This is a genomic window from Pseudomonas sp. G11-1, assembly GCF_024031555.1.
GTDB classification, from domain to species: Bacteria; Pseudomonadota; Gammaproteobacteria; order Pseudomonadales; family Pseudomonadaceae; genus Halopseudomonas; species Halopseudomonas bauzanensis.
This window is the reverse complement of sequence record NZ_QEYQ01000002.1, coordinates 191,468-216,253: the sequence shown is the minus strand read 5'-3', so window position 1 is coordinate 216,253 and position 24,786 is coordinate 191,468. Positions and strand designations below refer to the sequence as shown.

Genomic DNA, 24,786 nt, shown 5'->3' with positions numbered 1-24,786 from the left:
CCACATCCACAGGAGAATGACATATGTTGGCACTATCCAAGCGCGGTCAGCTGGCCGTGGGTATCGTTCTGGTGCTGTTGATGGCCATCACCCGGGGCAGCCATTTCAGCACGGTCAACCTGCCCGGCGCATCCTGGGCGGCGTTCTTCCTCGCCGGTGTGCTGTTGCGTCCGCGCTGGGCCTTTCCGTTGCTGTTTCTGCAGGCGGTGTTCATGGATGTGATGACCGTCGGCTGGAACAGCGCAGGGCATCACTGCATGACGCTGGCCTACTGGATGCTGCTGCCTGCCTATGGCTCGCTGTGGCTGGGCGGTCGGCTGTACGCTGGCTGGCATCGTGAGCAGCCGATCAGTCTGCTGGTGCTGGCCGGAGTCATGGCTGCCAGTGCGCTGGTCTGCCAGACCTTCTCCAGTGGCGGCTTCTACTGGTTCTCGGGGCGTTATCCCGACCCGACCCTGCTCGGCACCGTCGAGCGTCTGGCGAACTACTATCCCAAGTACCTCGGCTCGCTGGCCTTCTATGTGGCCATCGCTGCGGTGCTCTACGTTGGCTGGCAGCTGCTGGCCCGCCAGCGGCTCGCCGAAGGCCGCAAGGCATGAGCGAATCCAACGAACGGGATGAGCGCCACCGCCAGCGCATGCAGCGCAAGAAGGCGGTGGTCGATGAGAAGATTGCCCTGGCCCGCGAGGAGCGCGGGCTGCTGCTGGTGCTGACCGGCAACGGCAAGGGCAAGAGCAGCTCTGCCTTCGGCATGGCGGCGCGCGCCCTGGGTCATGACATGCAGATAGGCATCGTCCAGTTCATCAAGGGTGCTGCCAGTACCGGGGAGGAGCATTTCTTCCGTCGTTTCCCGGAGCAGGTGCGTTATCACGTGATGGGTGCCGGTTTCACCTGGGAAACCCAGGATCGCCAGGACGATATCGTCAAGGCGCAGGCGGCCTGGGCGGTAGCGGTGGAACTGATGCGCGATGAGAGTGTGTCGTTGGTGGTTCTCGATGAACTGAATATCGCGCTCAAATACAGCTATGTGCAGCTGGATCAGGTGCTGGCCGATATCGCCGCCCGCCCGAGCCACCAGCATGTGGTGGTGACGGGGCGTGGTGCACCGCTTGGACTGATCGAGGCCGCCGATACCGTGACCGAGATGGGTGTGATCAAGCACGCCTTTAAGGCGGGTATCAAGGCACAGAAGGGAGTGGAGTTCTGATGAGTGCACAATGTCCGGCATTGCTGATCGCCGCACCTGCCTCGGGGCAGGGCAAGACGACGGTCACCGCCGCGCTGGCGCGGCTGCACAGCCGTAATGGTAAGCGGGTCAGGGTGTTCAAGTGTGGGCCGGACTTTCTCGACCCGATGATCCTGCAGCGGGCGAGCGGCCAGCCGGTGTATCAACTGGACCTGTGGATGGTCGGGGAAGAGGAGAGCCGCCGGCTGTTATGGCAGGCGGCGCAGGAATCGGACCTGATCCTGATCGAGGGCGTCATGGGCTTGTTCGATGGCACGCCCTCGGCGGCGGATCTGTCGCGCCGCTTCGGCGTGCCGATCATGGCGGTGATCGACGGGGCGGCCATGGCCCAGACCTTCGGCGCGCTGGCCCACGGGTTGGCGACATTCCAGCCGGACCTGCCATTTGCCGGGGTGCTGGCCAACCGCATTGGCAGCGCCCGGCATGGTGAGATCCTGCGTGACAGCTTGGGCGAGGGGATGGGCTGGTTCGGCGCGTTGCCCAGAGATGCCGCCGTGGAGTTGCCGAGCCGATATCTGGGGCTGGTGCAGGCGCAAGAGCTGGCGGATCTCGATGCGCGACTGGACGCAGCCGCCGATGCGCTGGAGCAGAGCGCCGACACTCGCCTGCCAGAACCCGTGAGCTTCGCTGCTGCATTGCAGCCGCCGGTCGCGCCGCTGCTGGCCGGGGTGCGGATCGGCGTGGCCCGGGATACGGCTTTTGCTTTCATCTATCAGGCCAACCTGGATCTGTTGCGCAGTCTGGGTGCAGAGCTGACGTTCTTCTCGCCATTGACTGACAGCCAACTGCCGGAGGTGGACAGCCTGTATCTGCCGGGAGGCTATCCGGAACTGCACCTGGAGGCCTTGTCGGGTAACCAGTCGATGCTGGCCGCCATCCGCGCTCACCATGATGCGGGCAAACCGATTCACGCCGAGTGCGGCGGCATGCTCTATCTATGCAATTCACTGGCGGATGCCGAAGGTGCGCGTGGCGAGTTGCTGGGGTTGCTACCCGCCACGGCGCAGATGCAAGGTCGGCTCGCTGCCCTGGCATTGCAGGAGATTGCTTTACCCGAAGGCACCCTGCGTGGCCATACCTACCATCGCTCTGTGCTGGAGTGCGAGCTGGAACCGCTGACCCAGGGTGAGTGCCCGAACTACCGGCGCACCGCCGAACGGGTATGGCGTATCGGCCGGCTGACGGCCTCCTATATCCATTTCTACCTGCCGGGCAATCCGGTGGCCGCCGCAGAGCTGTTTCGTCCATGAGCGGGCATGATTTTTCCGATGAGGAGCGGGCCGGAGTGTACCGCGCCATCCGCGAGCGCCGGGACATGCGCCATTTCACCGGTGGTGAGGTGGCCCCGGAACTGCTCGGTCGCTTGCTGCAGGCCGCCCATCAGGCGCCGAGCGTCGGGCTGATGCAGCCCTGGCGGTTCATCCGGATTACCCGGCCGGCGCTGCGCCGGGACATCGCGCAACTGGTGGAGCAGGAACGGCTGCTCACCGCCGAGGCGCTGGGTGAGCGTGGCGACGAGTTCATGCAGCTCAAGGTCGAAGGTATCCTCGATTGCGCCGAGCTGTTGGTGGCGGCGCTGCCGGACGGGCGCGAGCGGCATGTGTTTGGCCGCCGTACGCTGCCGGAAATGGATCTGGCCTCGGTTGCCTGCGCCATCCAGAACCTCTGGCTGGCAGCCCGCGCCGAGGGGTTGGGCATGGGCTGGGTATCATTATTCGACCCACAGGCGCTGGGCGAGTTGCTGCAACTGCCGCAAGGGGCACGCCCTGTGGCCATTCTCTGCCTTGGTCCGGTGGCCGAGTTCTATCCGCGCCCGATGCTGGTTGAGCAGGGCTGGAGCGAGGAACAGTCGCTGGCGGAACTGCTGTTCACCGATGGCTGGGGGCAGCAGGATGGGTGAACAGCAGTGCCATAGGCCGCGATGGTGACAGGGCTGTTGATGGCGCTGGCGGTGCTGCTGGATCGGTTGCTGGGTGAGCCGCGACGAGCGCATCCGCTGATGGCCTTCGGGCGAATAGCTGATGCGCTCGAGCGGGAGATGAACCGTGGCGAGCGGCGTCAATGGCGCGGGCTGCTCGCCTGGCTGCTGATGGTAGCGCCGCTGACGCTGTTGGCCTGGGCGTTGGCCAGCCTGCCGCAGATTGGCTGGCTGTTCTCGGTACTGCTGCTGTATCTGGCCATCGGTCTGCGCAGTCTCGGCGAGCATGCCCAGCCCGTGGCCCAGGCATTGCGGGTAGGCGATCTGCCGCAGGCGCGCCACCGGGTGAGCTATATGGTCAGCCGGCAGACGGCCGAGCTGGATGCCACTGCTGTCGCTGCTGCCACCACCGAATCGGTACTGGAAAATGGCAGCGATGCGGTATTCGCCGCGCTGTTCTGGTTCGCGGTACTGGGCGCACCGGGCGTGGTGCTGTATCGCCTGGCCAATACCCTGGATGCCATGTGGGGGTACCGCAATGACCGCTTCCAGCGATTTGGCTGGGCCGCGGCGGGGCTCGATGACCTGCTCAACTGGCTGCCGGCCCGGCTGGTGGCCTTGACCTATGCGCTCTTGGGCAACACGCGCCAGGCCTGGTCCTGCTGGCGTCGGCAGGCGCCGCAGTGGGATAGCCCAAACGCCGGTCCGGTCATGGCGGCTGGGGCGGGCGCACTGAACGTGCGGTTGGGCGGGGCGGCGATCTATCACGGCGAGCTGCATGAGCGTCCGCTGTTGGGCGCCGGTTGGCCAGCAGTCGCAGACGATATTGACCGGGCACTGCGCCTGGTGCGACAGGGCGTCTGGTTATGGCTGGTGGTGGCCTTGGCCTTCGGGGCGGTGTGGCATGCTTGAGCACGGCGGCCGTTTGCTGGAAGCCGCCACCCGGTTCGGCATTCCGCCGCAGCAGTGGCTGGACCTGTCAACCGGGCTGGCTCCCTGGCCGTGGCCGCTGCCCGCCATTCCGGCCAGCGCCTGGATGCGCCTGCCCGAGCCGGATGATGGCTTGGAAGCTGCCGCCAGTGATTGCTACGGTGCATCGGCGGTACTGCCGGTAGCCGGCTCCCAGGCCGCGATCCAGGCCTTGCCCCGGCTGCGGGCACCCTGTCGGGTAGCGATCATCGGTCCCTGTTATGCCGAGCACCAGCATGCCTGGCAGAGCCAGGGTCATCAGGTGCAGTCGCTGACCGCGCAGCAGTTGTCTGTGCTGCTGGAAGATTACCCGGCCGCGCCGACATTCAATGTGGTGGTGCTGGTCAACCCGGACAACCCTACCGGCCGCGTGCTGGACCGGTCCACGCTGCTCGACTGGCACGCCCGGCTGGCAGCAAGGGGAGGCTGGTTGGTGGTTGACGAAGCCTTTGCCGATGCGCAACCCACCTGCAGCCTGGCGGATTGTGCCGACAGGGCGGGGTTGATCGTGTTGCGTTCGGTGGGCAAGTTCTTTGGCCTGGCGGGAATCCGCCTTGGCTTTGTGCTGGCTGAGCCGTCACTGTTGTCCGCGCTAGGGGCGTTGTTAGGGCCTTGGGCTGTAAGCGGGCCCGCGCGGGCTGTGGGACGTTCGGTCCTGGCGGATCATTCACTGCAGCAGGCCTGGCGGCTGCGCTTGCAGGATGACGCGGTGCGCTTGCAGGAACTGTTGACCCGCTGCGGATTGCCCCCGACGGGGGGCTGCGAGTTGTTCCAGTGGGTGACCGATGCCGATGTGGCCGGGGTGTACCGACAGATGGCCGAGCGCGGCATACTGCTGCGCTGGTATCGGCAGCCTGCCGGGCTGCGCATCGGCCTGCCCGCCAATGCAGCGCAATGGCAGCGGCTGGAGCAGGCATTCAATGAAGTGATGCGAATGGGGAGCAGCAGAGCATGAGCACCTTGATGATTCAGGGCACCACCTCCGATGCCGGCAAAAGCACGCTGGTCACCGCATTGTGCCGCTGGTTGCGGCGCCGGGGCGTACGGGTCGCCCCCTTCAAGCCGCAGAACATGGCCCTGAATGCAGCGGTGACCGTTGACGGTGGTGAGATCGGTCGCGCCCAGGCGGTGCAGGCAGCAGCCGCTGGTCTCGAGCCACATACCGACATGAACCCGGTGCTGCTTAAACCCAACACCGATACCGGTTCGCAGGTAATCATCCATGGTCACCCCGTAGGCAATATGAATGCCGTTGCCTACCACGCCTACAAGCCGACCGCTATGCAGGCGGTAATGACCTCCCACACGCGTTTGAGTCGCGACTTTCAGGTGGTGATGGTAGAGGGCGCCGGCTCGCCGGCGGAAATCAACCTGCGCCAGGGCGATATCGCCAACATGGGTTTTGCCGAGGCGGTGGATTGCCCGGTGCTGCTGATCGCCGATATTGACCGCGGCGGCGTATTTGCCCATCTGGTGGGCACTCTGGAACTGCTGTCTGCCAGCGAGCGGGCGCGGGTCAAGGGGTTCGTCATCAACCGCTTTCGTGGGGATCTGGCCTTGCTGCAACCGGGGTTGGACTGGCTGGAGCAGCGCACCGGCGTACCGGTGCTGGGTGTGCTGCCCTATGTGCATGACCTGCATCTGGAGGCGGAGGATGGGCTGGATACGCGCCAGGTGGGTAGCGCAGCGGAGCAATTGCGGGTGGTGATACCGGTGCTGCCGCGCATCAGCAACCACACCGATTTCGATCCGCTGCGCCTGCATCCGCAAGTCGATTTGCGTTTCGCTGCGCCGGGCCAGCCGTTGCCGCCGGCGGATCTGATTATCCTGCCTGGCTCGAAAAGCGTACGCGCCGATCTGGCATACGTGCGTGCCCAGGGCTGGGATGCGACAATCCACCGGCATTTGCGCTATGGCGGCAAGCTGCTGGGCATCTGTGGCGGCTTGCAGATGCTCGGTCGGGAGATCAGTGATCCGCTCGGGCTGGAAGGGCCGGCTGGGCGCAGTAATGGGCTGGGCTTGCTGGATTTCGCGACCCGGCTGACCAATGAAAAACGCCTGACCCGGGTCGAGGGCCAACTGTTGGCAAACGGGGCGCGGGTGCGAGGCTATGAGATTCATGCTGGGGTCAGCACTGGGCCGGCCTTGGCCGCGCCGTTGATCCGGCTGGATGATGGTAGTCTTGAGGGCGTGCTGAGTGCCGATGGGCAGATCGCCGGGACTTACCTGCATGGATTGTTCGAAGCGCCGGAAGCGGGCGCCGCACTGTTTGGCTGGGCAGGTTTGACCGGCGTCCGCGAGCTGGATTATGCGGCGCTGCGCGAACGGGATATCGACCGTCTTGCCGACCTGATTAATGCACATCTGGATGCTGATAAATTACTTGCGCTGTGTGGGATAACTAATTGATTGAATTGATACTTGGTGGTGCCAGATCTGGCAAGAGTCGGCTGGCCGAGCAACTGGCCCAGGACGCCGGCCTGGCGGTGACCTACATCGCTACCAGCCAGCCGCTGGACGATGAGATGCGCCTGCGCATCGCCCACCATCGCGCACGACGGCCAGCCGACTGGCAACTGATCGAGGAACCCCTGGCCCTGGCCAGGGTGCTGGGAGAGCAGGCCGCTGCGGACCGTTGTCTGCTGGTGGACTGCCTGACCTTGTGGCTGACCAACCTGCTGCTGCACGAAGATGCACAGTGCCTGGAGCGGGAGCGGCAGGCGCTGCTGGACGTACTTGATGATCTGCCGGGGCGTATCATTCTGGTCAGCAACGAAACCGGCCTTGGCGTGGTGCCCATGGGCGAGCTGAGCCGCCGTTATGTGGATGAGGCCGGCTGGCTGCACCAGGCCTTGGCCAGTCGCAGTGACCGGGTGCAGTTCTGCGTGGCTGGGCTGCCGCTGCTGCTCAAGGGAGCCTAGAAATTGAACGAGGACTACATGACAGAGTGGTGGCAGGACGCAGTGGCGCAGGCCGACCGCCTGGCGCTGGAGCAGGCGCAGCAGCGCCAGACACAACTGACCAAACCGCAGGGCGCCCTCGGCCGCCTGGAGCAGTTGGCCATTCGCCTGGCCGGTTGGCAGGGTAATGCTCGCCCGCAGCTGGAGCGGGTGTGGATCAGCGTGTTTGCCGGCGATCATGGCGTAGCGGTGGAAGGCGTATCGACGGTGCCGCAGGCGGTGACCGGCCAGATGTTGCGCAATTTCGCCAACGGTGGCGCGGCGATCAATGTCATGGCCCGGCAACTCGGCGCCACCCTGGATCTGCGGGACCTGGGGTTGGCCGTACCTCTGGATCCCTTGCCCGGCGTGCATCATCTGAATCTGGCACCCGGCAGTGCCAACCTGCTGCGGGAGCCGGCAATGACCGGTGCGCTATGCCGGCAGGCGTTGCTTGCCGGGCGCCAGGCGGTGCTTGACGCGGCCGGGCAGGGCGCACAACTGTTCATCGCCGGGGAAATGGGTATCGGCAACACCACCCCGGCCTGCGCCATGGCCAGCCTGCTGCTGGATCAACCGGTCGCGCTGCTGGTTGGCCCCGGCACCGGTCTGGATGCCGAAGGGCTCCGGCACAAGACGGCGGTCATCGAGCAAGCCGTGGGTCTGCATGGGCCGCAATGTCATACCGCGCTGGATGTGCTGGAGCGGCTTGGCGGCCTGGAAATCGCTGCCATTGCCGGCGCTTACCTGGCCGCCGCCCAGCAGGGCATTCCCATGCTGGTGGACGGTTATATCTGTTCCACCGCGGCGCTATGCGCGACCCGTCTCAATCCGGCGTGCCGCGACTGGATGCTGTTTGGCCATCGCAGTGCAGAGCCGGGGCACGCCGCTGTGCTGGCGGCGCTGCAGGCGGAACCCCTGCTGGACCTGGGTATGCGGCTGGGCGAAGGCACCGGTGCGGCGGCCAGCGTGCCGCTGCTGCGCGTGGCCTGCGCCCTGCACAGTGACATGGCTACCTTTGCGGAGGCGGCGGTGGCTGCGGAGCCTGCGGCATGCTGACCCTGGACCTGCTGCGCCATGGTGAGACCGAGCTTGGCGGCGGCTTTCGCGGCAGCCTGGACGACTTGCTGACGCCGGTTGGCTGGCAACAGATGCGGGATGCCACGGCGCAGCCGGCACCCTGGGATGCAATCATCAGCTCACCACTGCGTCGCTGCGCCGACTTTGCCTTCGAGCTGGCGCAGCAATGCCGCGCGCCGCTGGTGTTGCTGGAGGACTTGCGCGAGCTGCACTTCGGCGACTGGGAGGGGCGCCACGCCAGTGAGCTGATGGTCGAACATGCCGACGATCTGGGGCGCTTCTGGACCGATCCCTATCAGTTCACCCCGCCGGGAGGCGAACAACTGGCAAGTTTCGAGCAGCGGGTATTGAACGCTATCGGCGAGCTGTATCAGCGTCGCGCCGGGGAGCATCTGCTGCTGGTGACCCACGGTGGAGTGATGCGCCTGCTGGCAGCCAGGGCCCGCGGTCTGGCGCGGGAAGGGTTGTTGCAGGTCGAGGTCGGACATGGCCAGCGGTTACGCCTGCAGGTCAGAGAAGCCGGGGAACTGCACGAATGCCCTTGCTGATTGCGCTGCAGTTCCTGACCCGGCTACCGGTTCGCTTGCCGCGCATGCCCACGGCTGAGGAAAGCGGTCGCTCGCTGCTCTGGTATCCATGGGTGGGACTGCTGATCGGGGCGGTGCTGCTGCTGGGCCACGGGCTGTTGAACGGTGTGTCGACGGGGCTGCAGGCGGCGCTGCTGCTGACCCTTTGGGTCTGGCTCAGCGGCGGGCTGCACCTGGATGGCCTGGCCGATACGGCCGACGCCTGGGTCGGCGGCTATGGTGATCGCGAGCGCACCCTGGCCATCATGAAAGACCCGACCTGCGGCCCCATCGGCGTGATCAGCCTGGTGCTGGTATTGTTGCTCAAGCTCACCGCGCTGGTGGCGCTACTGGAAGCCGGTCACTGGGGCGTGCTGTTGCTGGCGCCCTGGTTGGGGCGCTGGATATTGCCATTGCTGCTGTTCAGCACGCCCTATGCGCGGGCGGGTGGGCTGGGTGACGTGCTGGCGCGGCATATGCCGCGCCAGAGCCTGCCGCTGATGCTCGGTGTACACGCCCTGGCGATGCTGCTGTTCGGCTGGCCGGGACTGCTGGCGCTGGCAGTGGCGCTGCTGGTATTGCTGGTGGTGCGTCATTATCTGTGTGAACGTCTTGGTGGCACCACCGGCGATACCGCCGGTGCTCTGGTCGAGCTGGTGGAAACCGCGGTGCTGGTGAGTTGCGCCGTACTCTGAACTTTTTCCGGCAGCGTTCATCTGACTGTAATGCAGGAGCCATAAGGTGATTATGTGATTTCACCCCCTGCAACAGGGAAACGGAGGAATAACAAGATGAACGAATACGAAGAAGAACTGCTGGAACAACGTGCGCAGGATTGGGACCACGACGTGGAAGACGCCGAGGAAATGTAGGCAGCCTGAGCGCAAACTGTGGGAGCGGCCCTGGCCGCGAAGGCTTGCTATCAGCCTGCAAGCATTTCACCAAGCGGCATCCCCTTCGCGGGAAAGCCCCGCTCCCACAAAACCCGCTCAAGACCCAGTACTACTCAACCCAGGCCCGGCTTAATTACTCTGCCTGATCACCACATCCCGGCTTTGCCGGCGATACTGCCCCGGGGCCACACCGGTCCAACGCTTGAACGCCCGCTGGAATGCCGCGGGTGATGAAAACCCCAACAGGAATGACACTTCTCCCAGTGCTGTTTCCGTATCACGGATATAGCTGAGCGCCAGATCCCGTCTGATGTCATCGATGATGTCCTGAAACCGCGTATTGTCCTCGATCCGTAGCCGGCGGCGTAATGTCCAGCCGGGCAGCCCAAGCAGCCCAGCCACTTCATCCAGGGTGGGCAGGCGACTGTGCAGCTGCGGCGATACTATTTCTTCTACTCGTTCCCGCAAGCGGCGGTGCCGCGTCAGCTCCCGCAGCTGCTGATCGCATAGTGTCAGTAACTGTTCATGGGTCGTCGCTGCATGTTGCACCGGCTGCAGTTCCAGGCTGGCCGGCTCCCACAGCAACTGGTTGTGATGCTGTTCGAACAGCACCGGGCAGCCGAACAGCGCCTCGTACCGCTCGGCGTAGTCCGGGGCGGGAAACTCTATATGCACTTCGCGCAGCCGGGCGGCGCCGGCGGTCAGTTGCCGCGCCAGTTGCAGACGTGAGGCCAGCGCCGAGTCCACCACGAACAGGTTGAAGGCGTTATAGGGACTGATCGAATAAAAGCGCGTGGCCGGCGGCTGGAAGCTTGAATGCCCTCGGTAGTTCTGGCTGACCAGTCGCTCGAAACGAACCAGGATATCGAATGCCTGGCCCAGCGTCGGTGCGCATTGGGCGGTAACCCCCGGCAGGCCGAGGTGGCTGGGTTGACTGTGCAAGCCCATCAGCAGGCCGAAATCGGCCCGGCCGCTGAGAGCGATGGCGGCATGCCCCAGGCGCATGAACCGGGGAATGCTGATCCGCACGCCAGCCTGAGCCAGCTGCGCTGGGCCGATGCGGTAGCGTTGCAGCAGTGGTTCGGGATCATGCCCGAGACTGCGCAGGGCAGCCTGCAGGCTGTACAGATATCCGACCGAGAGATCACCAAGTTTCATGGCTGTGTCATTTTGCAAGAAAGAGCAGAATGTAACCCAGGGTTATGAAAATGTCATTTGAGGTGATTGAGCGCTAGCGACACCCGGCCTATTGTCAGCGCCATACCAAAGCCGGACGACGAACCGGCAGCCTGATGATGATCTTTGGAGCACGAGCATGACCGCACAGACTCTTTATCCCCATATGCTGGCCCCGCTGGACCTGGGCTTTACTACCTTGCGCAACCGGGTACTGATGGGCTCCATGCACACTGGACTGGAAGAGCGCCCCCAGGGCTTCGAGCGCATGGCGGCCTTCTTCGCCGAGCGAGCCCGCGGCGGTGTTGGGTTGATCGTCACCGGCGGCTTCGGCCCCAACACCGAAGGCAGTGTCGGCAAGGGCGCAGCCAAGCTGACCACGCCCCAGGAAGCCGAGCAGCACAAGGTGGTGACCCAGGCGGTACATGAGGCGGGCGGCAAGATCTGCTTGCAGATTCTGCACGCCGGGCGTTACGCCTTTACCCCGGAGCAGGTCTCGGCCAGTGCGGTGCGTTCTCCGATCAACCCCTTTACCCCGCAGGAGCTGGATGAGGCGGGCATCGAGAAGCAGATCAGCGATTTCGTCAACTGCGCCGCGCTGGCGCAGGTTGCCGGTTATGATGGCGTGGAGATCATGGGCTCGGAAGGCTACTTCATCAACCAGTTCCTGGTGGAGCGGGTCAATCAGCGTACCGACCGCTGGGGTGGCAGCTACGAGAACCGCATGCGACTGCCGCTGGAAATCGTCCGCCGGGTGAGGGAAGCGGTTGGTCCCGAATTCATCATCATCTACCGGCTGTCGATGCTGGATCTGGTCGAGGACGGCAGCAGCTGGGATGAGGTGGTGTTGCTGGCGAAGGAAATCGAGAAGGCCGGTGCGACCATCATCAATACCGGTATCGGCTGGCACGAGGCGCGTATCCCAACCATTGCCACCAAGGTGCCGCGCGCGGCCTTCACCAAGGTCACCGCACGGCTCAAGGGTGAGGTGTCCATTCCGCTGATCACCACCAACCGCATCAATACGCCGGAAGTAGCCGAGCAGGTGCTGGCTGAGGGTGATGCCGATATGGTGTCCATGGCCCGGCCGTTCCTGGCTGATCCGGAGTTCATCAGCAAGGCGGCGGCTGGCCGCGCTGACGAAATCAATACCTGCATCGGCTGCAATCAGGCTTGCCTGGATCACACCTTCAGCGGTCGCCTGACCAGCTGTCTGGTCAATCCGCGCGCCTGCTACGAGACCGAGCTGAATTACATCCCGGTGCACACCGGCAAGCGGATTGCTGTGGTCGGTGCCGGCCCGGCAGGTCTGGCTGCGGCCACCGTGGCGGCTGAGCGTGGTCACGCGGTGACGCTGTTCGACGCAGCGGCGGAAATCGGCGGGCAGTTCAACGTCGCCAAGCTGATCCCGGGCAAGGAAGAGTTCTACGAAACCCTGCGCTATTTTGCCAAGCGTATCGAGATCACCGGCGTGCAGCTGAAGCTCAATACCCGGGTTGAGGCAGCTGATCTGGCGGATTTCGACGAGGTGATCCTGGCTACCGGTATCGTGCCGCGCACTCCGGCTATCCCCGGTGTCGATCATCCCAAGGTCATCAGCTATCTGGACGCCATCCTGCAACGCGAACCGGTGGGGCAGAAGGTAGCGGTGATCGGTGCTGGAGGTATCGGTTTCGACGTATCCGAGTTCATCTGCCACGCTGGCGAGAGCGTCAGTACCAATACCGGGCTGTTCTGGAAGGAATGGGGCATCGATCCTGAACTTCAGGCTCGCGGCGGTATCGCCGGCGTCCAGCCGCAGCCGCATCCGCCGGCCCGTGAGGTGTACTTGCTGCAGCGCAAGGCCAGCAAGGTCGGCGCCGGGCTGGGTAAGACCACCGGCTGGATCCACCGTGCCGGGTTGGCCAGCAAGCAGGTGACCATGCTCAATGGCGTTGAATATCTGCAGATTGATGATCAGGGCTTGCATATCCGCCGGGGTGATGAAACCAGCGTGCTGCCAGTCGATACCATCATTCTCTGCGCCGGCCAGGAGCCGCTGCGTGAATTGCAGGCCGGGCTGGAGGCCAGCGGCAAGTCGGTACACCTGATCGGCGGGGCGGACGTGGCCAGTGAACTGGATGCCAAGCGCGCCATCGACCAGGGATCGCGTCTGGCGGCGGAGCTGTAACTGCCAAGTTCGTCACAAGCCGGAAATCAACGTTTCCCCGAGTGGTTCGGGACGGATGCAATCGTCCCGAAAAAAAGGCAAAGTTGGGAGTTGAAAATAACCCCAAAGGGACAGACCGATGAACGCAAGTGATGTGGGCAGAATACAGAAGCCGTTGCTGACTGAAGCGGTAATGTTTTTTTCTGAACATGGCATCTCGCGGGAAATGCTGTTTCCTGAGTTTGAAGCACTGCTCGATGGGCTGGTCGCTGCACCTGAGTGTGCCGATGAGACCGTCGAGGCGGTGTTTTTGCAGATCAACCATCGCTTGCATGTCCGCGCAGCCGTGTTTTTTACCCTCGACTTCGACTTGGATGGCCAGGTCAACCGACTGTGGAACATGCCGCTGCGGCACCTGGCGGAGAAGGCTGGGCGAGGGCCGGATATGGGCGGTGGCCCCATTCGGCTGGCCTGTCTCGGCTTCTGCAGCACCAACGCATACCGTGCCGGCATGTGGAAGCCGCGTCAACGCAGCGGCAAGGCCGATCTCAGCCTGATCAAGCAGGCGGTAACCCGTAATGCCCTGGGCATTCTCGGCGAGGACGAAGAGGCTCGGGCGGTGCTGGCCACGGATAATCTGCAGGTCGCCGCCGAGGATACCTGGTACGGCGGCACTCCGGTGCCGGTCGCGGATCATGCTACTGCACCCGACGGGGACCTGGCTGCTGAGCTGGCAGCGCTTAAACAGGCCCACGCAGGCGAGGCGGCTGAGTACCTTCGCCAGATTACCGAGCTGAGCAGTCGTCTCAGCGTGCAGGAGCAGGTTCATCGTCAGCAGTTGGAAAACCAGCGTATCCAGCACGCCGAACAATTGTCGGTCGCCCAGGGCGAGCTGCTGGACATCAAACACGAGCTGGCTGAACAACAGAAGGCCAATGCCGCGTTGCGTCGTGAAGTGAGCCGATTGCAGAATCGGACAGCGGCCGATACTCAGTAAACCGAGGAAGCGCCAGCTACTGCGCTCGGCCTGACCTTGCTCGCTACGTTATTCAAAGGCTCTGTATTTGCCAGAATCCTGCTGGCTGCGGATAATTGAGCCATTCTCCGTGCTTCAAGAAGCCGGCACAGAAGCATTCAGAGCTTCTTGAAACCCTGGTGCGGAATTTCTCAGCCAAACATAGCGAGTGGTGTATGGAGCATTTCCGCAATATCGGATTGATCGGACGTCTGGGCAGCGGTCAGGTCGTGGATACCGTGCGACGCCTCAAGCGTTTCCTGCTGGATAAAGGACATACCGTCATTCTCGAAGATGCCGTGGCGGATCTGCTGCCGGGGCATCAGCTGCAGGTCTGCACCCGGATGATGATGGGCGAGATCTGTGACCTGGTAATCGTCGTCGGCGGTGATGGCAGCCTGCTGGGTGCGGCGCGGGCACTGTGCCGCTTTGATGTGCCGGTGTTGGGGGTCAACCGTGGCGGGCTGGGCTTTCTTACCGACATCTCTCCAGACGAACTGGAGGAGCGGGTCGGCGATGTGCTGACTGGCAAGTATCTGGTCGAATCACGATTTCTGCTTGATGCTTTCGTCTGCCGGGATGACGAACACCTGGGCAGCAGCGAAGCGCTCAATGACGTGGTGCTGCACCCGGGCAAGTCGGCGCGGATGATTGAGTTCGAACTGCATGTGGATGGCCAGTTCGTCTACAGTCAGAAGTCCGACGGACTGATCGTGGCCACGCCCACGGGCTCCACCGCCTACTCACTCTCTGCCGGCGGGCCGATCATGCATCCCAAGCTGGATGCCGTGGTGTTGGTGCCGATGTTTCCGCATACCCTGTCCAGCCGCCCCATCGTCGTTGACGGCAACAGCGAACTGCGGGTGCGGATTTCCAAGCAGAATGGCATCTATCCCCAGGTCAGTTGCGATGGGCAGGTGCATATTGCTTGCGCGCCGGGTGACACCCTGATTATCCGCAAGAAGCCGCAGAAGCTGCGATTGATTCACCCACTGGATCACAACTTCTATTCCATCTGTCGCAGCAAATTGGGCTGGAGCAGCCGCCTGACGGAGCGATGAGCATGGCGGTAGAGCATAGGCAGGGCTACGACATCATTGGCGATGTGCATGGTTGCGCGCACACATTGGAAGCGCTGCTGGAACAGATGGGCTATGCGCGAGTCAGTGGTATCTGGCGACACCCGCAGCGCCAGGCACTGTTTCTCGGTGACATCATCGACCGGGGGCCGCGTATCCGCGAAGCGCTGCATCTGGTGCGCGACATGGTGGAAGCGGGCGCGGCCCGTTGCATCATGGGTAACCACGAATTCAATGCCCTGGGTTGGGTGACGCCGGCATCAGCCGGTAGCGGTCGGCGATATGTGCGCGAGCATACCGACCGCAACCGCCGCCAGATCCAGGCCACGCTGGACCAGTTTGCCAACCGGCAGGCTGAATGGGATGACTTCATCGACTGGTTCTGGACCCTGCCGCTGTACCTGGATATGGGCCAGTTCCGCCTGGTGCATGCCTGTTGGGATGACGAACTGATCAGATCATTCACCGCGCAATATCCCGACGCCTGTCCGGATATCGAGTTCGTGCAGGCATCGGTTGAACGCGATGGCTTTGCCGATCAGGTATTCGATCGCCTGCTGCGTGGTACCGGCATGCCGCTGCCCCATGGCCTGACCATGACCGGACGCGATGGCGTCACCCGGGCCATGTTCCGCACCAAGTTCTGGGAAGAAGCGCCGCAGACCTACGGTGATATCGTGTTCCAGCCCGACGGCCTGCCCGAGCATATCGCCATCCGCCCGCTGACCGACCGGCAGAAGGCGGAGCTGCTGATCTACGGTGCTGATGAACCGCCGCTGTTCGTCGGCCACTACTGGCAGGAGGGCGAACCGCGTGCCATCCGGGCGAACCTGGCGTGCCTGGACTACAGCGCGGTCAAGTTCGGCAAGCTGGCCGCTTACCGTTGGAGCGGCGAGACGGAGCTGCTGCGTGACCATTTCGTCTGGGTGGATGTGAGATGAGCATGTATCGTGCCTTGCAGTGCCGGCTGGATGAGGACCTGAGCAGCCTGACCCATTTTCTCCGGGCGCGGGGGGTGGCGCACCGGATCACTGAAGAGCGGGGCCAGCAGGTGATCTGGACCCGCAACGAGGCGGATGCGGCCATTGTTCGCGGGCTGTATACCCAGGGCGTGCCGGAGCCGGTCGCCGATTCGACACCCGCCGCGCCACGCCGACCGCCGCGGCTGGCCTGGCAGCGGATGGCGCGGCTGATCCCGGTCACTCTGCTGGTGCTTCTGGTCACTGCGGTGGTGGCGCTGATCACCGGGCTGGGGAGTAACATCCAGACCGTTGTCCTGTTCACCTTTACGCCGGTTACGCCTGCCGGCTACATCGCTGCGGCACCGGATATGGATCAATGGTGGCGGCTGGTGGCACCGATGTTCCTGCATTTTGGCTGGCTGCACCTGGCGTTCAATGCCCTTTGGTACTGGGAGCTGGGCCGGCGTATCGAATTGCGCTCCGGCGGCTGGTGGCTGCTCGGCCTGACGCTGTTATTCGCAGTGATCTCCAATACCGCGCAATGGTTGTTCGGCGGGCCGGCGCTCTTTGGCGGCTTGTCGGGGGTACTCTACGGCCTGCTGGGCTATTGCTGGCTGTATCAGACGCTGGCGCCAAACGTGCATTTCGATCTGCCCCGGGGCGTGGTGGTGATGATGCTCGGCTGGCTGGTGCTGTGCCTGTCCGGTGTGGTGACGATGCTCGGTTTCGGCGCCATTGCCAATGCGGCCCATGTCGGCGGGCTGGTCATCGGCTCCCTGTGCGGCGCGATCGCCGGCGGCCTGCAGCGCATGCGCTGACAAGGTACAATGCCCGGCTAATGAACCATGCTCCGGAGAACCCATGAATACCTTTATCGACATGTTGCGCAATATCTCTCCCGAGGTGTACGAGAGCCTCAAGCAGGCCATCGAATTGGGCAAGTGGTCCGACGGCCGCAAGCTGACCCAGGAGCAGAAGGAATTGTGCCTGCAGGCGATCATTGCCTGGGAAATGGACAATCTGCCGGAAGAAGAGCGCACCGGTTATATCGGCCAGACCTGCAAGAACCAGGCGAAGGCGCCGTCCAATCTTGACGAATCCCTGTTTACCCCCGCCAAGGGCACCCTGCACTGATGTCGTTCGTCAGTGGTGAGGGCAGCATCCGCAAGCTGCTTGGGGCTCTGGGTGAACCCGTCGATTACAGCCTGCCCCTGGGCGAGCAACAGGTACCATTGAATCAGCTGCTCGGCCGCACGATACGGTTGCAGGCACTGGGTGAAATCCATTGCATGCACTGCGGCCGGCGAACCAAGAAAAGCTACAGCCAGGGCTACTGTTACCCCTGCATGACCAAGCTGGCACGCTGTGACGTCTGCATCATGAGCCCGGAACGCTGCCACTACGAGTTGAACACCTGCCGCGAGCCGGCCTGGGGTGAGCAGTTCTGCATGACCGACCATATCGTCTATCTGGCCAACTCCTCGGGGTTGAAGGTCGGCATTACCCGCGCCACCCAGATCCCGACCCGCTGGATTGATCAGGGCGCCAGCCAGGCATTGCCGATCCTGCGAGTGGCGACCCGGCAGCAATCCGGGCTGGTGGAAGACCTGTTGCGCGAGCAGGTGGCCGACAAGACCAACTGGCGGGCGCTGCTGCGCGGCGAGCCGGAACCGCTTGATCTGATCGCCGAACGTGATCGCTTGCTGGCGGGCGCCCGTGAGGGGGTTGAGGCGTTGCAGGCCCGCTTCGGTCTGCAGGCCATCCAGCCGTTGCCTGATGCCCAGGTGCAGGACATCCGCTATCCGGTGCTGGAGTACAGTGCCAAGCCGCAATCGGCCAACCTGGACAAGGAGCCGGTATTGGAAGGCACCTTGCTTGGCATCAAGGGTCAATATCTGTTGCTGGATACCGCGGTCATCAATATTCGCAAATACACTGCCTACTCTATGGCTTTCAGTGTGTCCTGAGGAGTCTTCCATGCGTACCGAACAACCCACGACCATTCACCTCACGGACTACAGACAGCCCGATTATCTGATCGATGAAACCCACCTGACCTTCGAACTGTTCGAGGACCATGCCCTGGTGCACAGCCGCCTGGCCATGCGTGCCAATGCCGCGGGGGAGGGTGGAGCGCTGCCGCCATTGGTGCTGCACGGCCAGGACCTGGTGTTGCAGAGCGTGGCGCTGGACGAACAGGCGCTGACGGCCGATGCCTGGCAGGTGGACGATTCCAGTCTGACGCTGCAGCCGCAGGCGCGCGAGTTCGAGCTGGCGATCACTACCCGTATTGAGCCGCAGAACAATACCGCGCTGGAAGGTCTGTACAAGTCCGGGGGCATGTTCTGTACCCAGTGTGAAGCCGAGGGGTTTCGCAAGATCACCTATTACCTGGACCGCCCGGATGTGATGAGCCGGTTCACTACCACGGTGATGGCTGAGCGTGGGAGCTATCCGGTGCTGCTGTCCAACGGCAACCTGATCGCCAGTGGTGAGCACGAAGGTGGTCGGCACTGGGCGACATGGGAAGATCCGTTCCCCAAGCCAGCCTATCTGTTCGCCCTGGTCGCCGGCGATCTGTACCGTATCGATGACAGCTTCACTACGATGAGCGGCCGGGAAGTCGAGCTGCGTATCTATGTTGAACCGGAGAACCGCGAGCAGTGCGGCCACGCCATGGATAGCCTCAAGCGCTCCATGCGCTGGGACGAAGAAGTCTATGGGCGCGAGTATGATCTGGATATCTTCATGATCGTTGCGGTCAACGACTTCAATATGGGCGCGATGGAAAACAAGGGGTTGAACATCTTCAACTCCAGTTGCGTGCTGGCCCACCCCGATACCGCCACCGATATGGCGTTCCAGCGGGTCGAGGCGGTGGTTGCCCATGAATATTTCCACAACTGGTCCGGCAACCGGGTTACCTGTCGCGACTGGTTCCAGCTGTCGCTGAAGGAGGGTTTCACGGTTTTTCGTGATGCCGAATTCAGCGCTGACATGAACTCGCGCACGGTCAAGCGCATCGAGGATGTCACCTTCCTGCGGGCCAACCAGTTCGCCGAGGACGCCGGGCCCATGGCGCATCCGGTGCGCCCCGACTCTTATATGGAAATATCCAACTTCTATACCCTGACGATCTATGAGAAGGGCGCGGAAGTGGTGCGCATGCTGCACACGCTGCTGGGTGCCGAGGGTTTCCGCAAAGGTACTGATCTGTACTTCGAGCGCCATGATGGTCAGGCAGTGACCTGTGACGATTTCATTACTGCCTTGGAAGATGCCAACGAGGCGGATTTCACTCAATTCAAGCGCTGGTACAGTCAGGCGGGTACCCCGGTACTCCAGGTCGACGGTCGCTATGATGCGGCGAGCTCGACCTTCCAGTTGCTGTGCCGGCAGAGCTGCCCGGCAACCCCGGGTCAGACCGAGAAACTACCCTTCGTGATTCCGCTGCGCCTGGCATTGCTGGACGGCGAGGGGCGCGAAATGCCGCTGCAGCTGGCCGGTGAAACGCAGGCTCGTGGTACGGAAACCGTGTTGGCCGTGACCGAGGCCGAGCAGCTGTTCGTCTTCGAGAACGTCCGCGAAGAGCCGCTGCCGTCGCTGTTGCGCGGCTTCTCGGCGCCAGTCAAGCTGGTTTATCCCTATTCCCGGGATGATCGGGTGTTTCTTGCGATGCATGACCCGGATGGCTTCAATCGCTGGGAGGCGGCGCAGTCGCTGGCAGTGGATGTGCTGCAGGGGCTGATCGGGATTCACCAGGCCGGACGGCCCTTGTTACTGGACCAGCGGTTGCTCGAAGTGCATCGCGCGGTACTGAAGGATGACAGCCTCGACCCGGCGATGGTGGCCGAAATCCTGCGCCTGCCGTCTGAAGCCTACCTGGTGGAGCTGGCCGAGGAGGCTGATGTCGAGGCCATCCACCATGTCCGTGACTGGGTGCGCCGGGAGCTGGCAACCGCCTTGGTCGAGACCATGTGGTCGCGATTCCGGCAGCTGGGCGATGGCGCCGGCGCTTACCGCGCCGATGCCGAATCCATGGCGCGCCGCAGTCTGCGCAATACGCTGCTTGGCTATCTGATGCTGACCGAGTCTTCCGAAGCGTTGTCGGTATGCGTGCAGCAATTTGTCGAGGCCGGCAACATGACCGACCGTCAGGCGGCATTGGTGGCCTTGGTCAATTCGCCCCACGAGCAACAGAAGCACGCCGCCCTGGAAGAGTTCGCCCAGCGCTGGAATGCCTATCCGCTGGTCATGGACCAGTGGTTCAGCATCCAGGCCGCCAGCCCGCTGCCCGGTGGCCTGGAGCGGGTGCAGGGGTTGATGAAGCACCCAGCCTTCACCTTGCGTAACCCGAACAAGGTACGGGCATTGATCGGTGCCTTTGCCAATCAGAACCTGGCCAACTTCCATCGTGCCGATGGCGCTGGTTACCGTTTCGTTGCGGACCAGATCATCGAGCTGAACCGGCTCAACCCGCAGATCGCCTCGCGGATGCTGACGCCGCTGACCCGCTGGCGCAAATTCGATGAGCCCCGCCAGTTGCTGATGAAGGCTGAGCTGGCGCGCATCCTGGCGAGCGATGACCTGTCGCCGGATGTCTACGAGGTGGTCAGCAAGTCCCTGGCCTGACGTGGATGAAGCGTCGGAGAGCCGATCAGGCTGTCCGACGCGTTCTTGCATCAACGCTTTCATTGATACAGAATGCGGTTTTGTTCTGGTCGGTAAATGGATTACAAAAGATTACCGATGAGGCATTGGTGGGCTACCCGATTCGCTCTAAGATAAGTCACCCGATCACTCAGGGTGACCAATAACAACAAGGGGTCTCCATGCGTAATTTCCTGAAGGAACAGGTTTGCGCCGCGCTGTCCCACGACAGTGATCCGTATCGCTCCAATGGAGCCGCTCTCCTTTCTTGTGCTTGTTCATTCTGCATCCTTGGGTTGCATGCGCACCGCGCATGGTCCTGCCAGCACGTCCTCCTCCCGAGTCGTGATCACCAGGCAGGCTTTTCAGTGCTCTTATCCGCAGTCTGACAATAATAATTACAGCCAGGAGAGTCTGGATGTCCCAGAATGATCAGGAAGAAGCTACCTTCATGGAGCGTCTGGTTTTCAATCACCGGTTGACGGTTGTGGTGCTGTTTGCGCTGGTGACCCTGTTTCTCGGCTATCAGGCCACCAAGGTCAGGCCCGATACCAGCTTCGAGAAGATGATTCCGCTCGAACACCCCTACATCGTCAATATGCTCGAGCATCAGGATGATCTGGCGAGCCTGGGCAATTCCATCCGTATCGCGGTATCCATCAAGGAAGGGGATATCTTCTCCAGCGAATACATGGAAACGCTCAAGCGCATCAATGACGAGGTGTTCTTTCTGCCGGGTGTGAACCGGGCGGGGCTGCGCTCCTTGTGGACGCCGAACGTACGCTGGACCGAGGTGACCGAATACGGCTTTGATGGCGGCCCGGTGGCCAGCCGACCTTCTTATGAAACCGAGGACGACCTCGACGAGCTGCGCATCAATGTGCTCAAGTCCGGGGAAATCGGTCGTCTGGTGGCGAATAACTTCAAATCCAGCATCATCGAAGTGCCGCTGCAGGAATACTATCCCAACCCGGAAAATCAGTCCGAGCTCATGCGTCTGGATTACGGTCAGTTCTCCGACATGCTGGAGCAGAAGATCCGTAATGAGTTCCAGGATGAGAACCCGAACATCCAGATCCATATCGTCGGCTTCGCCAAGAAGGTCGGTGATCTGATTGAGGGCCTGACGGCGGTGATGTTGTTCTTTGCCGTCGCGGTCGGCATTACCTTCTGCCTGCTGTACTGGTTCACCTGGTGTATCCGCAGCACCATCTCGGTATTGGTCACGACGCTGATAGCGGTGGTCTGGCAGCTCGGCCTGATCCACCTGGTCGGTTTCGGACTGGACCCCTATTCGATGCTGGTGCCGTTTCTGATCTTTGCCATCGGTATCTCCCATGGCGTCCAGAAGATCAACGGTATCGCCTTGCAATCCGGTGGCGCTGACAGCGCTCTGATGGCTGCCCGGCGCACCTTCCGCCAACTGTTCCTGCCTGGCATGATCGCCATCCTGGCCGACGCCGTGGGGTTCATCGCGCTGCTGATCCTGGACATCGGCGTGATTCATGAGCTGGCCATCGGCGCATCGCTGGGTGTGGCGGTGATCGTGTTCACCAACCTGATCATGCTGCCGGTGGCGATTTCCTATATGGGGATCAGCAAACGGGCAATCGAGCGCAGCAAGCGTGATGCCGTGCGCGAGCATCCGTTCTGGCGTGCTCTGTCCAATGTCGCGCATCCGCGTCTGGCGCCGGTGATCGTGATTCTGGGTCTGGTCGCCGGGGTCGGCAGCTTCCTCTATCAGAAGGCTAATCTGCAGATTGGCGATCTGGATCCAGGGGCGCCGGAATTGCATGCCGATTCGCGCTACAACCTCGATAACGACTTCATCATCAGCAACTATTCCACCAGTTCCGACATCCTGGTGGTGATGGTGGAAACCCCATTGGAGATGTGCTCAGCCTACAAGACCATGGAGGCAATCGATCAGCTGGAATGGCGCATGAACAATGTGCCTGGCGTGCAGTCGACGGTATCGCTGGTGACGGTGGCCAAGCAGGTGATCATGGGCAATAACGAGGGCAATCTGAAGTGGCAGGGGCTGTCACGCAACCAGGATAACCTCAATACCGCGATCAGCCGGGCCCCGGAGGGCATGTTCAACAGTGCCTGTTCGCTGGCACCGGTGCTGATCTATCTCAACGATCACAAGGCCGAGACCCTTGAGCGGGCGACCGACGAGGTCAAGGCCTTCGCCGAGGAATACGATACCGACACGCTGAAATTCAAGCTGGCGGCAGGCAATGCCGGTATCGAAGCGGCGACCAACGAAATCATCGCGACGTCCGAGCTGACCATCCTGGTATTGGTATACATCTGGGTTGGGGCCATGTGCCTGTTCACCTTCCGCTCGTTCCCGGCGACCATCTGTATTGTTCTGCCACTGATCCTGACATCCGTACTGGGTAACGCGCTGATGGCCTTCCTGGGAATCGGCATGAAGGTCGCGACCTTACCGGTGATCGCGCTGGGGGTGGGTATCGGGGTGGACTACGGTATCTATATATACAGTCGTCTGGAAAGTTTCCTGCGCGCTGGCATGCCGTTGCAGGAAGCCTATTACCAGACCCTGCGCTCCACCGGGAAAGCGGTATTGTTCACCGGCCTGTGTCTGGCCATCGGCGTGGCGACCTGGATCTTCTCCGCGATCAAGTTCCAGGCTGATATGGGACTGATGCTGACCTTCATGTTCATCGTCAACATGTTCGGCGCGATGCTGCTGTTGCCAGCGCTGGCCCGCTTCCTTATCAATCCCGAGAAAATCCGCAACAAGAAGGAATCCTTTCTGCAACATTGAATGAGTTTGCAGTGAATATGGCGACTTTGGCGACGATCGGAAGGGATCGGCGCCGAGTCATTATCATCGACATGATTAACAAAAGATAACCAAGCCCGGTTGGCGGACCTTGTCAAAGCTCGATAGTATTCGGCAGACATGCCAATCGGCAGAGAGTCTATAAGAACAAAGGGGAAGGACTATGCACGAGCCAAATTCCTGGCGCGTTTCATCTCGCAGAATCATCATGACGCTGGGGTTGTCCGGTGCACTAATGGGGCCCGCCTCGCTGGCCATGGCACAGGATGTTGCCAGCGACGATCTCAAACCAGCAATTATTTCGCTGAAAGCGAGCAAATCTCTGCTGCTTGACATCGAGCAGGCCGGCCAGCGTCTGGTGGCGGTCGGTTCACGCGGCCATATAGTCTATTCCGATGATCAGGGTGGCAACTGGTTACAGGCGCCGGCTCCGACGCGCCAACTGCTTACTGCCGTGGATTTCGTCGATGAGCGCAACGGCTGGGCGGTGGGCCACGACTCGCTGATTCTGCATTCCTCTGACGGTGGTGAAAGCTGGGCGGTGCAATACCGTGATCCGGAAATCGATGCGCCGGACGATGAAGGTTTCGGCTTCCTGGAAAAACCACTGATGGACGTCTGGTTCCGTGATACCCGGACCGGCTTCGCCGTGGGCGCCTATGGCCTTTTCCTGCGTACTGAGGATGGCGGTCAGACCTGGGAAGATGTGTCCTTCGATATCGATAACCCAGATGGTTTCCATTACAACGCCCTGACGGTCGTCAAGGACACCGGACTGTTCCTGGTCGGCGAAATGGGCACGATGTACCGTTCGGCCGACTTCGGCGATACCTGGGAAACCCTGACGGACATGCCCTATGACGGTTCCTGGTTTGGCGTTGCCGGTACTGGCGAACCCGGTGTGGTGCTGGCGTGGGGTTTGCGCGGCAACATGTTCCGTTCCACTGATTTCGGTGAAAGCTGGGAGCAGGTCGAGCTGCTGACGCCCAATAACGGCGAGTTGGAGGCGACCCTGTCGGGAGGGCAGCTTGCGGCTGATGGTCGTTTGATCGTGGTCGGTACTGGTGGCGTGGTTGTTGTCAGCGATGATCATGGACGCAGTTTCCAGGTGACTGTGCGCCCGGATCGGGTGGCGCTGGCGAATGCGTTTGGCCTGCAGGACGGCAGTATCGTGCTGGTAGGGCAGCGAGGCGCTGTGAAGGCGGATGGGAAAGGCATGTCGGCGGCTGGCGGTACTGCACTGACCCTGCCCGTACCGACGGCAGAAGAAGAATAAACCGCCGCGAACGATGACGTTCGTGCAAAGAAGAATTAAAGCCAGGAGAATCT

The 24,786-nt window shown here is 62.2% G+C and carries 22 protein-coding genes; 21 read left to right on the top strand and 1 reads right to left on the bottom strand.

The window, feature by feature from the left end:
• Window positions 1-23: 23 nt before the first annotated feature.
• The 11 genes from DHB74_RS07135 to DHB74_RS07085 are packed head-to-tail and all read left to right on the top strand — an operon-like array spanning window position 24 to window position 9,413.
• Entirely contained in the window at window positions 24-599 is a 576-nt protein-coding gene (locus DHB74_RS07135; protein ID WP_136869843.1) for a hypothetical protein, read from the top strand.
• Window positions 596-1,207, top strand: coding sequence for a cob(I)yrinic acid a,c-diamide adenosyltransferase (gene cobO / locus DHB74_RS07130; protein WP_499161110.1), 612 nt, complete (start codon window positions 596-598; stop codon window positions 1,205-1,207). The genes DHB74_RS07135 and cobO overlap by 4 nt, the downstream gene beginning before the upstream one ends.
• The gene (locus DHB74_RS07125; protein WP_499161378.1) at window positions 1,204-2,496 is read left to right on the top strand and encodes a cobyrinic acid a,c-diamide synthase CobB; all 1,293 of its coding nucleotides are present in this window, start codon (window positions 1,204-1,206) and stop codon (window positions 2,494-2,496) included. The genes cobO and DHB74_RS07125 overlap by 4 nt, the downstream gene beginning before the upstream one ends.
• Window positions 2,493-3,146, top strand: coding sequence for a 5,6-dimethylbenzimidazole synthase (gene bluB / locus DHB74_RS07120; protein ID WP_499161109.1), 654 nt, complete (start codon window positions 2,493-2,495; stop codon window positions 3,144-3,146). Before DHB74_RS07125 ends, bluB begins: the two co-directional genes overlap by 4 nt.
• A gap of 21 nt (window positions 3,147-3,167) precedes the next feature.
• Entirely contained in the window at window positions 3,168-4,076 is a 909-nt protein-coding gene (gene cbiB, locus DHB74_RS07115) for an adenosylcobinamide-phosphate synthase CbiB (RefSeq protein ID WP_499161108.1), read from the top strand.
• On the top strand, window positions 4,069-5,088 hold the full coding sequence (gene cobD / locus DHB74_RS07110; RefSeq protein WP_280165551.1) for a threonine-phosphate decarboxylase CobD: 1,020 nt from the start codon (window positions 4,069-4,071) through the stop codon (window positions 5,086-5,088). Before cbiB ends, cobD begins: the two co-directional genes overlap by 8 nt.
• A complete protein-coding gene (locus DHB74_RS07105) occupies window positions 5,085-6,542 on the top strand; it encodes a cobyric acid synthase (RefSeq protein ID WP_499161107.1) in 1,458 nt (485 codons plus the stop codon). The genes cobD and DHB74_RS07105 overlap by 4 nt, the downstream gene beginning before the upstream one ends.
• Window positions 6,539-7,054 carry a bifunctional adenosylcobinamide kinase/adenosylcobinamide-phosphate guanylyltransferase gene (gene cobU, locus DHB74_RS07100; RefSeq protein ID WP_074779957.1) on the top strand — a complete coding sequence of 172 codons (516 nt, stop codon included), beginning with the start codon at window positions 6,539-6,541 and terminating at the stop codon, window positions 7,052-7,054. Before DHB74_RS07105 ends, cobU begins: the two co-directional genes overlap by 4 nt.
• 18 nt (window positions 7,055-7,072) lie before the next feature.
• Window positions 7,073-8,131, top strand: a complete 1,059-nt coding sequence (cobT, locus tag DHB74_RS07095; RefSeq protein WP_499161106.1) for a nicotinate-nucleotide--dimethylbenzimidazole phosphoribosyltransferase — start codon at window positions 7,073-7,075, stop codon at window positions 8,129-8,131.
• Window positions 8,125-8,700, top strand: a complete 576-nt coding sequence (gene cobC / locus DHB74_RS07090; protein ID WP_036992415.1) for an alpha-ribazole phosphatase family protein — start codon at window positions 8,125-8,127, stop codon at window positions 8,698-8,700. The genes cobT and cobC overlap by 7 nt, the downstream gene beginning before the upstream one ends.
• A complete protein-coding gene (locus DHB74_RS07085) occupies window positions 8,688-9,413 on the top strand; it encodes an adenosylcobinamide-GDP ribazoletransferase (protein ID WP_074779955.1) in 726 nt (241 codons plus the stop codon). The genes cobC and DHB74_RS07085 overlap by 13 nt, the downstream gene beginning before the upstream one ends.
• A gap of 327 nt (window positions 9,414-9,740) precedes the next feature.
• Here the strand turns inward: DHB74_RS07085 and DHB74_RS07080 are convergent, their stop codons facing one another.
• Window positions 9,741-10,769: an AraC family transcriptional regulator gene (locus DHB74_RS07080; RefSeq protein WP_074779953.1), complete on the bottom strand. Its 1,029-nt coding sequence runs from the start codon at window positions 10,767-10,769 to the stop codon at window positions 9,741-9,743.
• Window positions 10,770-10,926: 157 nt separating this feature from the next.
• On the opposite strand from DHB74_RS07080, the gene DHB74_RS07075 reads away from it, so the two are divergent.
• From DHB74_RS07075 to DHB74_RS07030, 10 genes are all read left to right on the top strand, one after another.
• Complete coding sequence (locus tag DHB74_RS07075; protein WP_499161105.1) at window positions 10,927-12,957, top strand: oxidoreductase; 2,031 nt, start codon at window positions 10,927-10,929, stop codon at window positions 12,955-12,957.
• A gap of 172 nt (window positions 12,958-13,129) precedes the next feature.
• On the top strand, window positions 13,130-13,933 hold the full coding sequence (locus DHB74_RS07070) for a hypothetical protein (RefSeq protein WP_499161104.1): 804 nt from the start codon (window positions 13,130-13,132) through the stop codon (window positions 13,931-13,933).
• Between the two features lie 194 nt (window positions 13,934-14,127).
• Entirely contained in the window at window positions 14,128-15,012 is an 885-nt protein-coding gene (locus DHB74_RS07065) for an NAD(+) kinase (RefSeq protein ID WP_036992406.1), read from the top strand.
• A 2-nt stretch (window positions 15,013-15,014) separates the two neighbouring features.
• Entirely contained in the window at window positions 15,015-15,971 is a 957-nt protein-coding gene (locus DHB74_RS07060; RefSeq protein ID WP_074779947.1) for a metallophosphoesterase, read from the top strand.
• Window positions 15,968-16,810: a rhomboid family intramembrane serine protease gene (locus DHB74_RS07055; RefSeq protein ID WP_074779945.1), complete on the top strand. Its 843-nt coding sequence runs from the start codon at window positions 15,968-15,970 to the stop codon at window positions 16,808-16,810. The genes DHB74_RS07060 and DHB74_RS07055 overlap by 4 nt, the downstream gene beginning before the upstream one ends.
• Window positions 16,811-16,853: 43 nt before the next feature.
• Complete coding sequence (locus tag DHB74_RS07050; protein WP_036992404.1) at window positions 16,854-17,126, top strand: YeaC family protein; 273 nt, start codon at window positions 16,854-16,856, stop codon at window positions 17,124-17,126.
• The gene (locus DHB74_RS07045) at window positions 17,126-17,959 is read left to right on the top strand and encodes a DUF2797 domain-containing protein (RefSeq protein ID WP_074779943.1); all 834 of its coding nucleotides are present in this window, start codon (window positions 17,126-17,128) and stop codon (window positions 17,957-17,959) included. The genes DHB74_RS07050 and DHB74_RS07045 overlap by 1 nt, the downstream gene beginning before the upstream one ends.
• Before the next feature lie 10 nt (window positions 17,960-17,969).
• On the top strand, window positions 17,970-20,624 hold the full coding sequence (gene pepN, locus DHB74_RS07040) for an aminopeptidase N (RefSeq protein WP_499161103.1): 2,655 nt from the start codon (window positions 17,970-17,972) through the stop codon (window positions 20,622-20,624).
• Window positions 20,625-21,060: 436 nt separating this feature from the next.
• On the top strand, window positions 21,061-23,439 hold the full coding sequence (locus DHB74_RS07035; RefSeq protein ID WP_036992398.1) for an efflux RND transporter permease subunit: 2,379 nt from the start codon (window positions 21,061-21,063) through the stop codon (window positions 23,437-23,439).
• A 181-nt stretch (window positions 23,440-23,620) separates the two neighbouring features.
• Window positions 23,621-24,733 carry a WD40/YVTN/BNR-like repeat-containing protein gene (locus tag DHB74_RS07030; RefSeq protein WP_083392493.1) on the top strand — a complete coding sequence of 371 codons (1,113 nt, stop codon included), beginning with the start codon at window positions 23,621-23,623 and terminating at the stop codon, window positions 24,731-24,733.
• Window positions 24,734-24,786: the final 53 nt, after the last annotated feature.